The 10,454-nt window shown below is 60.2% G+C and carries 6 protein-coding genes and 2 pseudogenes; all 8 read right to left on the bottom strand.

Translation table 11 applies throughout. The features are described 5' to 3' along the window. Positions 1–127 precede the first annotated feature (127 nt). A pseudogene (ispD, locus tag IQK56_RS30175) lies at positions 128–834 on the bottom strand (2-C-methyl-D-erythritol 4-phosphate cytidylyltransferase). Next, positions 831–1,109: a cell division protein FtsB gene (gene ftsB / locus IQK56_RS30170; RefSeq protein WP_003231201.1), complete on the bottom strand. Its 279-nt coding sequence runs from the start codon at positions 1,107–1,109 to the stop codon at positions 831–833. The pseudogene ispD and the gene ftsB overlap by 4 nt, the downstream one beginning before the upstream one ends. 171 nt (positions 1,110–1,280) lie before the next feature. Beyond that, positions 1,281–2,570: a phosphopyruvate hydratase gene (gene eno / locus IQK56_RS30165; protein ID WP_053137218.1), complete on the bottom strand. Its 1,290-nt coding sequence runs from the start codon at positions 2,568–2,570 to the stop codon at positions 1,281–1,283. A gap of 157 nt (positions 2,571–2,727) precedes the next feature. Further along, positions 2,728–3,573, bottom strand: coding sequence for a 3-deoxy-8-phosphooctulonate synthase (gene kdsA, locus IQK56_RS30160; protein ID WP_010563535.1), 846 nt, complete (start codon positions 3,571–3,573; stop codon positions 2,728–2,730). Positions 3,574–3,578: 5 nt separating this feature from the next. Then, positions 3,579–5,210, bottom strand: a complete 1,632-nt coding sequence (locus IQK56_RS30155) for a CTP synthase (protein ID WP_032891641.1) — start codon at positions 5,208–5,210, stop codon at positions 3,579–3,581. Between the two features lie 274 nt (positions 5,211–5,484). Then, a complete protein-coding gene (gene tilS / locus IQK56_RS30150) occupies positions 5,485–6,795 on the bottom strand; it encodes a tRNA lysidine(34) synthetase TilS (protein ID WP_193863070.1) in 1,311 nt (436 codons plus the stop codon). 161 nt (positions 6,796–6,956) lie between these two features. Beyond that, on the bottom strand, positions 6,957–7,904 hold the full coding sequence (locus tag IQK56_RS30145) for an acetyl-CoA carboxylase carboxyltransferase subunit alpha (RefSeq protein WP_003172288.1): 948 nt from the start codon (positions 7,902–7,904) through the stop codon (positions 6,957–6,959). Between the two features lie 128 nt (positions 7,905–8,032). Continuing rightward, a pseudogene (gene dnaE, locus IQK56_RS30140) lies at positions 8,033–10,454 on the bottom strand (DNA polymerase III subunit alpha); the annotation flags it as partial.

Raw genomic sequence — 10,454 nt, 5'->3', positions numbered from 1 at the left:
GGCTGCTTCGCAGCCCAGCGCGGGACAAGCCCGCTCACCACAACAGCGCGTTTGACATGAACTCCGCATTCACTGGAAGTTGTGTAGATACCTATGCTCGACTTGCCCCGGATAGCGGTTTTGCTGATTACCGCCGATTCGCCCAGCGCAACCGCAACCACTCAAGGTCTTCCGGCCGGGTCACCTTGATATTGTCCGTACGCCCTTCTATCAGGCGCGGCGCCTGGCCGGACCATTCCATGGCCGAGGCTTCGTCGGTAATGAGCGCGTCGGCCACCAGGCTGTCAGCCAGTGCGCGGTGCAAAGCGCCGAGGCGGAACATCTGGGGCGTGTAGGCTTGCCAGATCAGACTGCGATCCACGGTCTCCACCACCCGACCATGCTTGTCGCACGCTTCAGGGTATCGCGCGCCGGCACCGCCAAAAGGCCGCCGACGGGATCGTCAGCCAGTTCGCTCAATAAATTGTCGAGGTCCTCACGACTCAGATTGGGCCGGGCAGCATCATGCACCAGCACCCAATCCTCATCGCTGGCGCCCAGGGCATTGAGCTGCAGCAACGCGTTAAGCACAGAACCCGAGCGCTCGGCACCACCGTCCGCACGCTGGATACGCGGGTCAGCGGCACATGCCAGGTTTGGCCAATAGGGGTCATCAGAAGCCAGACTGACCACCAGGCCCTTGAGCGCTGGATGGTCGAGAAAACAGCCAAGGCTGTGTTCAAGAATAGTGCGCCCGCCCAGTTGCAAATATTGCTTGGGACGGTCCGCAGCCATACGGGCACCGACGCCCGCGGCAGGAATCACGGCCCAGAAGGCCGGCAAACTGTTGCTCATTGGGCCAACTGGTAGAGGGTTTCGCCCTCCTTGACCATGCCCAGTTCATGACGAGCCCGCTCTTCAACGGTCTCCGTGCCTTTTTTCAGCTCAAGCACTTCAGCATCCAGGACGCGGTTGCGCTCCAGCAAGATCTCGTTTTCGGCGTGCTGTGCAGCAATTTGCTCAGTCAGGTCTTTTACCTGCGCAAAGCTGCCATTACCCACCCACAGGCGGTACTGCAGGCCAGCCAGCAACAAGAGCAGGACGAGGAACAACCAATTGGGACTGCGCATCGAATATCGGGTATCCAGTGAAAAAAGACAGCCATGCCTAACTTTTGAAGCAACTGATAGCACGAAGCCTGGAAGAACCAGGCTTGTACTTGATAGCCATCAGATTAGCGTCGAAATGTTCACTTTCGTGAACTTTCCGACGCAATCCGCCGACTTTTTAGCATTTACAGATCAGCCGCGAAACTCGCCGCGACCGTTGTACTTGGCTTTGCCCGCCAGTTGCTCTTCGATACGCAGCAATTGGTTGTACTTGGAAACGCGATCGGAACGGCACAGGGAACCGGTCTTGATCTGGCCCGCCGAGGTGCCCACGGCCAGGTCGGCAATGGTCGAATCTTCGGTTTCGCCGGAGCGATGGGAGATCACGGCGGTGTAGCCCGCAGCCTTGGCCATCTGGATGGCTTCCAGGGTTTCGGTCAGGGTGCCGATCTGGTTGAACTTGATCAGGATCGAGTTGGCGATCTTTTTATCGATGCCTTCTTTCAGGATCTTGGTGTTGGTCACGAACAGGTCGTCGCCCACCAGTTGGACTTTCTCGCCGATCTTGTCGGTGAGGATTTTCCAGCCGTCCCAATCGGACTCGTCCAGGCCGTCTTCGATCGAGATGATCGGATAGCGCTGGGTCAGGCCCTTCAGGTATTCAGCAAAACCTTCGGAATTGAACACCTGGCCTTCGCCGGACAGGTTGTATTTGCCGTCTTCATAGAATTCGCTGGCGGCGCAGTCCAGGGCCAGGGTCACGTCAGTGCCCAGCGTGTAGCCAGCGTTGGCCACGGCTTCGGAGATCACTTTCAGTGCATCTTCGTTGGACGCCAGGTTTGGTGCGAAACCACCTTCGTCGCCTACGGCAGTGCTCAGGCCACGGGCCTTCAGGACAGCTTTCAGGTGATGGAAGATCTCGGTGCCCATGCGCAGGCCTTCGGAGAAGGTCTTGGCGCCAACCGGCTGCACCATGAATTCCTGGATATCGACGTTGTTATCCGCGTGCTCGCCACCGTTGATGATGTTCATCATCGGCACCGGCATCGAGTAGACACCCGGCGTACCGTTCAGGTTGGCGATGTGGGCGTACAGCGGCAGGTCCTGGTCCTGGGCAGCGGCCTTGGCAGCAGCCAGGGACACGGCGAGGATCGCGTTGGCGCCCAGGCTACCTTTGTTTTCGGTGCCGTCGAGCTTGATCATCGCGTGGTCCAGGGCTTTCTGGTCCAGCGGATCCTTGCCCAGCAACAGGTCACGGATCGGGCCGTTGATGTTGGCTACAGCCTTGAGTACACCCTTGCCCAGGTAACGGCTCTTGTCGCCATCACGCAGTTCCAGCGCTTCGCGCGAACCGGTGGAAGCACCGGACGGCGCGCAGGCGCTGCCGATGATGCCGTTATCGAGAAGCACGTCGGCTTCGACGGTGGGGTTGCCACGGGAGTCGAGAACTTCACGACCTTTGATGTCGACGATTTTTGCCATTGTTGTAAACACTCCAAAGTTGACGAAAACGACGCAGCTGAAGGGAAACTTTTGACCGACCGCAAGGGTGGAACAACGGGGCAGGCTTGCAGGCGACAAGGCTCAGGCCCGAGGGCCTGAACAGAAAACGTGGGAAAGTCTACCGGAGAAACGACGCTTACGCGGTCTCTACCGTCGGAAAACTCTTGACCAGTTCGTCCAACTGCTTGAGCTGGGCCAGGAATGGCTCCAGCTTGTCCAGGCGCAGGGCACATGGACCGTCGCATTTGGCGTTGTCCGGATCCGGGTGGGCTTCCAGGAACAGGCCAGCCAGGGACTGGCTGATGCCGGCCTTGGCCAGGTCCAATACCTGGGCACGACGCCCACCGGCTGAGTCGGCGCGACCACCGGGCATTTGCAGCGCGTGGGTCACGTCGAAGAACACCGGGTATTCGAACTGCTTCATGATGCCGAAACCGAGCATGTCCACCACGAGGTTGTTGTAGCCGAAGCTCGAACCGCGCTCGCAGAGGATCAACTGGTCGTTACCCGCTTCCACGCACTTGTTCAGGATGTGTTTCATCTCCTGGGGCGCGAGGAACTGGGCTTTCTTGATATTGATCACTGCGCCGGTCTTGGCCATCGCGACGACCAGATCGGTCTGGCGCGACAGGAAGGCCGGCAACTGGATGATGTCGCACACCTCGGCGACCACGGCAGCCTGTTCAGGCTCGTGGACATCGGTGATGATCGGTACACCGAAGGCTTGCTTGATGTCCTGGAAGATCCGCATGCCTTCTTCAAGGCCTGGGCCGCGATAGGAGGTCACGGACGAACGGTTGGCCTTGTCGAAGCTGGCCTTGAACACGTAAGGGATACCCAGTTTCTGGGTAACCTTCACGTACTCTTCACAGACCTGCATCGCCATGTCACGGCTTTCCAGCACGTTCATGCCGCCGAACAGCACCATGGGCTTGTCGTTGGCAATCTCGATGTCGCCTACGCGAATGATCTTCTGGGCCATCAGGTTTACGCCTTCTTCTGATGTTGCGTCAGTGCAGCTTTGACGAAACCGCTGAACAACGGGTGACCGTCGCGTGGAGTCGAGGTGAACTCTGGGTGGAACTGGCAAGCGACGAACCATGGATGATCCGGTGCCTCGACCACTTCAACCAGCGCGCCATCACCGGAGCGACCGGAGATTTTCAGGCCGGCTTCCTTGATCTGCGGCAGCAGGTTGTTGTTCACTTCGTAGCGGTGGCGGTGACGCTCGACGATCACGTCCTTGCCGTAGCAATCGTGAACCAGCGAGCCCGGCTCCAGCAGGCAATCCTGCGCGCCAAGGCGCATGGTGCCGCCCAGGTCGGAGCTTTCGGTACGGGTTTCAACAGCGCCCGTGGCGTCTTCCCACTCGGTGATCAGGCCCACGACCGGGTGACCGCTCTTGCTGTCGAACTCGGTGGAGTTGGCATCTTTCCAGCCCAGCACGTTACGGGCGAACTCGATAACGGCCACTTGCATGCCCAGGCAGATACCCAGGTACGGCACCTTGTTCTCACGAGCGTACTGCACGGCGGTGATCTTGCCTTCCACGCCCCGCAGGCCGAAACCGCCGGGAACGAGAATCGCGTCAACACCTTCGAGCAGCGCGGTGCCCTGGTTCTCGATGTCTTCGGAGTCGATGTAGCGCAGGTTGACCTTGGTACGGTTGCTGATACCGGCGTGGCTCATCGCTTCGATCAGCGATTTGTACGCGTCCAGCAATTCCATGTACTTGCCGACCATGGCGATGGTGACTTCATGCTCAGGATTGAGCTTGGCGTCGACCACGGCTTCCCACTCGGACAGGTCCGCGCCATTGCACTGCAGGCCGAAACGCTCGACCACAAAATCGTCCAGGCCTTGCGAATGCAGGATGCCCGGGATCTTGTAGATGGTGTCGGCGTCTTCCAGGGCAATCACCGCACGTTCTTCAACGTTGGTGAACTGCGCGATCTTGCGACGCGAGGAAATATCGATCGGGTGATCGGAACGGCACACCAGCACGTCCGGCTGCAGGCCGATGGAACGCAGTTCCTTGACCGAGTGCTGGGTTGGCTTGGTCTTGGTTTCGCCGGCGGTGGCGATGTACGGCACCAAGGTCAGGTGCATCAGCATCGCGCGCTTGGCGCCGACTTCGAAACGCAACTGGCGGATGGCTTCGAGGAACGGTTGGGATTCGATGTCACCCACGGTGCCACCGATCTCGACCATCGCCACGTCGGCATCGCCTGCACCCTTGATGATGCGGCGCTTGATTTCGTCGGTGATGTGCGGGATCACCTGGATGGTTGCACCCAGGTAGTCACCACGGCGCTCCTTGCGCAGCACGTGCTCGTAGACACGGCCCGTGGTGAAGTTGTTGTTCTGGGTCATGGTCGTGCGGATGAACCGCTCGTAGTGGCCCAGGTCCAGGTCAGTCTCGGCGCCGTCGTGTGTGACGAACACTTCACCGTGCTGGAACGGGCTCATGGTGCCCGGGTCGACGTTGATGTACGGGTCCAGCTTGAGCATGGTGACTTTAAGCCCCCGCGCCTCCAGGATGGCCGCCAATGAAGCGGAGGCAATGCCTTTCCCCAATGAAGAAACAACACCGCCCGTGACGAATATGTAGCGCGTCATGAAAAACCCTAGAAGTCTGCGTTAAAGCGGTCCGAGCCGCCGGGGAAAGCGAAGAGAGGCCGAAGCCCCCGATCACCTGCATTAATCACAGTGCACCTTTCAAAAAAACCGCCGCGTTGTGACAGACCAGCAGTGAAACTGCCAGTACGTTGATCGCTACACATTTTTTGGAATCGCCCAGCAAAGACTGCTTGGTAATCGGCAACTGCTGCGATTCAGGCGAATCCACAGAAGTTGTATCAAGAAGGGAGCGTAGTCTACCGGAAAGGCGCCATCAGCTCAAACCTTGATCGCAGGTCTGTGGCATCCAATGTAATTGCCAGCCTCGACTGGGTGCCGCCCAATGTCCAATGAGGCTGGGCACGCCCAGCAATTGCTCGCCCCGATACAGCAGCGGCAATCTGCCACGGACGAAACCCGGCACGCCACTTTCGTTAAGCAGGCGCTTCAAGTCACGCCGACCTCGGCCGGGCACCTCCACGATTTCACCGCCTTGGCGATAACGCACCTCCAGCGGGCCTTCGGGCACCTCGCCAATAAGGTTCAGCAGGCCATTGCCGGGTAACTCTAGTGGGTTTTGCGGATCGGGCCAGCTCACCGTTGCGTCGGAAAATTCCGACCAGATTGCAGGCAACCACCAAATGCGTTCGCCACAGCGGTGCAACTCGCCGTCAGCCAAGCGCCATAGAGGCTGTGCGCCGGCCTTGGCATCACGTAAGGAATACCAACTGGCCCAGTGGTCGCTGTCGGGTAACCGGGTGAGCGGAGTCAGCCAGTGACGCAGGGCGTTGCGCTGGCGGGCATCGGAAAGCTCGCGCAGTGCTGCCAGAGCCAGGGATGGCAACTGAAGCCAGGGAAACGGCGAAGGTCGATCCGCGACCTGCAAGTCCATGCGGGCCAGCTCATCAAGCAGTCCCTGGGCGTCGCTCAGGTGCTCGGCGGTACGGGCCAGGCTTGAGACAGCCTGGGGCCAGCGCTCAATGAGCGTGGGGAAAACGCGATGCCGCAGGTAATTACGCGAGAACCGTGGATCGGCATTGGATGGATCCTCGATCCACTCCAATTGATGCTCGTGGGCGTAAGTCTCCAGTTCCGCACGGGAGACATCCAGCAACGGGCGCACCAGATGCCCCCCCGCCAATGGACGCTGCACCGGTATTGCCGCCAACCCGCGCACCCCGGCCCCGCGCAAGAGGCGAAACAGCAGGGTCTCAGCCTGATCGTCGCGATGCTGGCCCGTGAGCATGACCTCCCCTGGCCCGACCACCTCGGCAAACGCCTGGTAACGCGCCTCACGGGCGGCGCGCTCAAGACTGGCGCCAGGCTGGACCTGTACGTGCATGACGCGCAGGGGCACGCCCAGGCTGTCGCACACCGCCTGACAATGACTTGGCCACGCGTCGGCGGCAGCTTGCAGGCCATGGTGGACATGAACGGCGCTGAGCGGCGGGAGGTGTTCGGTGTTGGCGAGGAGGTGGAGCAGGACAGTGGAATCAAGACCGCCGGAGAAAGCGACATGCAAGGCGGGGGCATTGCGCCAGGGGGCCAGGGCGTGCCGTAGTTTGGCGGTTAAGCAGGGCTTCATGGAAAGTACCGCCATCGATCTGTAATGCGATAACCCAGCATACACAAAGCAAATGTGGGAGGGGACTTGCCCCCGATAGCGGTGGGTCAGCCACCCTATTGACTGACTGACACCCGGCTATCGGGGGCAAGCCCCCTCCCAGACTTAGTCTTGCTGCGACGTTAGAGGCCGTAGCTCATCAGGCGCTCGTAACGACGGGCCAGCAGTGCTTCGTTATCCAGCTTCTTGAGCATCGCCAGTTGCGAGCCCAGCTCGGCACGGATGGTCGCAGCAGCAGCGGCCGGGTCGCGGTGGGCGCCGCCCAGTGGCTCGGCGATCACTTTGTCCACGATGCCAAGGCCTTTGAGGCGATCGGCGGTGATGCCCATGGCTTCGGCAGCGTCCGGCGCCTTTTCTGCGGTTTTCCACAGGATCGAGGCACAACCTTCCGGAGAGATCACCGCGTAGGTCGAGTATTGCAACATGTTCAGTTGGTCGCAGACGCCAATGGCCAGTGCACCGCCGGAACCACCTTCACCAATCACCGTAGCGATGATCGGGGTTTTCAGGCGGGACATCACGCGCAGGTTCCAGGCAATCGCTTCGCTCTGGTTGCGTTCTTCAGCGTCGATACCCGGGTAGGCACCCGGCGTGTCGATGAAGGTCAGGATCGGCATTTTGAAACGTTCGGCCATTTCCATCAGGCGGCATGCCTTGCGGTAGCCTTCCGGACGCGGCATGCCGAAGTTGCGGCGGACTTTCTCGCGCACTTCACGGCCTTTCTGGTGACCGATCACCATCACTGGCTGGTCGTCCAGGCGAGCGATACCGCCCACGATGGCCGCGTCGTCGGAGAAGTGGCGGTCGCCATGCAGCTCGTCGAACTCGGTGAAGATGTGCTGAATGTAGTCCAGGGTGTATGGACGGCGCGGGTGGCGGGCCAGGCGGGCGATCTGCCAGCTGGTCAGCTTGCCGAAGATGTCTTCGGTAAGGGTACTGCTCTTGTCTTGCAGGCGGGCGATCTCATCGCCGATATTCAGCGAATTGTCATTGCCGACCAGGCGCAGCTCTTCGATCTTGGCTTGCAGGTCAGCGATCGGCTGTTCGAAATCAAGAAAATTCGGGTTCATAAGCGTCCGTCTTGGGTCGACGGCCAGGGCGTGCCTGGCCAGCCGGTTGTCTGTTCGCGCCCTACCTTAAGGGAGAGGCGCGTTCAGGTCGAGATTAAATGTTCAGCCGAGGTCAGACGTGCTGACCGTCAGCGGTATTGGAGGAAGACGTTGTCTCGGCCGAACTGGTCACGCAAAGCTTGAATCAAGCCATCAGCAGGATCAATTCGCCAGGTCTCGCCGAACTGCAACATGGCCTTGGCGTCATTGCCGGTGTACTCCATGGTCACCGGGCATGCGCCACGGTGGCGCTTGAGCAGGTCGCCCAACCAGCGTAGTTGATCGCCCTTGAGCGCATCGGTCTTGACCTTCAAACGCAGGCTTTCAGCCAGGTTGGTACGCGCATCTTCCATGCTCATCACCCGCTTGATGCGCAGGCGCAGGCCACCGGAGAAGTCATCGTTGCTGACCTCCCCTTCCACCACCACCATGGCATCGGTCTGCAGCAGCGACTGCGCCGAATGGAAGGCGTCGGCAAACAGCGACGCTTCGATGCGACCCGAACGGTCGTCGAGGGTGATGAACCCCATCTTGTCGCCCTTTTTATTTTTCATCACCCGCAGGGCGATGATCATGCCAGCGACGGTCTGGGTGTCCCGCGCCGGTTTCAGGTCGATGATGCGCTGGCGGGCGAAACGGCGGATCTCGCCTTCGTATTCGTCAATCGGGTGACCGGTGAGGTACAGGCCCAAGGTGTCTTTTTCACCCTTGAGACGTTCCTTGAGGGTCAATTCCTTGGCCTTGCGGTGGTTGCCGTACACGTCCGCGTCTTCTTCGACGAACAGCCCGCCAAACAGGTCGGCATGGCCGCTGTCATGGGTGCGGGCAGTCTGTTCGGCAGCCTTGATCGCTTCCTCCATGGCAGTCAGCAGCACCGCGCGGTTGCGGTCGATATTCGCCTGGTAGGCCTTCGGTTCGTCGTGGAAATACGGGCCAAGACGGTCCAGCGCGCCGCTGCGGATCAGGCCATCGAGGGTTCGCTTGTTGATGCGCTTGAGGTCAACCCGTGCGCAGAAGTCGAACAGGTCCTTGAACGGGCCGTCCTGACGCGCTTCGGTAATCGCCTCCACCGGGCCTTCGCCCACGCCCTTGATCGCGCCCAGGCCATAAATGATGCGGCCTTCGTCGTTCACCGTGAACTTGAACTCCGAGGCGTTCACGTCCGGTGCATCGAGGCGCAGCTTCATGGTGCGCACTTCCTCGATCAAGGTCACGACCTTGTCGGTGTTGTGCATATCCGCCGAGAGTACCGCCGCCATGAACGGCGCCGGGTAGTGGGCTTTCAGCCACGCGGTCTGGTACGACACCAGGCCGTAGGCGGCGGAGTGGGATTTGTTGAAGCCATAACCGGCGAATTTTTCCACCAGGTCGAAAATGTTACCGGCCAGATCGGCATCGATATTGTTGGTGGCGCAACCTTCAATGAAACCGCCGCGCTGCTTGGCCATTTCCTCGGGTTTCTTTTTACCCATGGCTCGACGCAGCATGTCCGCGCCGCCGAGGGTGTAGCCCGCCATCACCTGGGCGATCTGCATCACCTGTTCCTGGTACAGGATGATGCCGTAGGTCGGCGCCAGTACAGGCTTGAGGCCTTCGTACTGGTAGTCGGAGTGCGGGTACGCCAATTCGGCGCGGCCGTGCTTACGGTTGATGAAGTCGTCAACCATGCCCGATTGCAGTGGGCCCGGACGGAACAGGGCCACCAGTGCGATCAAGTCTTCCAGGCAGTCGGGCTTGAGCTTTTTGATCAGCTCTTTCATGCCCCGCGACTCAAGCTGGAACACCGCCGTCGTTTCGGCTTTTTGCAGCAGCTGGTACGTCGGCTTGTCGTCCAGGGGGATGAACGCAATATCCAGCGGTTCTTCGTCGACCTTGGCGCGCTCGCGGTTGATGGTCTTGAGCGCCCAGTCGATGATGGTCAGCGTCCGCAGGCCGAGGAAGTCGAACTTCACCAGGCCAGCCGCCTCCACGTCGTCCTTGTCGAACTGGGTCACCAGGCCGCCGCCTTCTTCGTCGCAATAGATCGGCGAAAAGTCAGTGAGCTTGGTCGGCGCAATGACCACGCCACCCGCGTGTTTACCGACGTTACGCACCACGCCTTCGAGCTTGCGGGCCATGTCCCAGATTTCAGCGGCCTCTTCATCTATCTTGATGAAGTCACGCAGGATTTCTTCCTGCTCGTAGGCCTTTTCCAGGGTCATGCCGACTTCGAACGGGATCATCTTCGACAGGCGATCAGCCAGGCCGTAGGACTTGCCCTGCACCCGCGCCACGTCGCGGATTACCGCCTTGGCGGCCATGGAACCGAAGGTGATGATCTGGCTGACGGCATTGCGGCCATATTTCTCGGCCACGTATTCGATCACGCGGTCGCGACGTCCATGCAGAAGTCAACGTCGAAGTCGGGCATGGAAACCCGTTCCGGGTTCAGGAACCGTTCGAACAGCAGGTCATATTCCAGGGGGTCGAGGTCGGTGATCTTCTGTACATAGGCCACCAGCGAGCCGGCGC

This window comes from Pseudomonas cyclaminis, from assembly GCF_015163715.1.
In the GTDB taxonomy this organism is placed as follows: domain Bacteria; phylum Pseudomonadota; class Gammaproteobacteria; order Pseudomonadales; family Pseudomonadaceae; genus Aquipseudomonas; species Aquipseudomonas cyclaminis.
The sequence above is the reverse complement of the archived record's forward strand: the minus strand, read 5'-3'. Positions and strand labels throughout refer to the sequence as shown.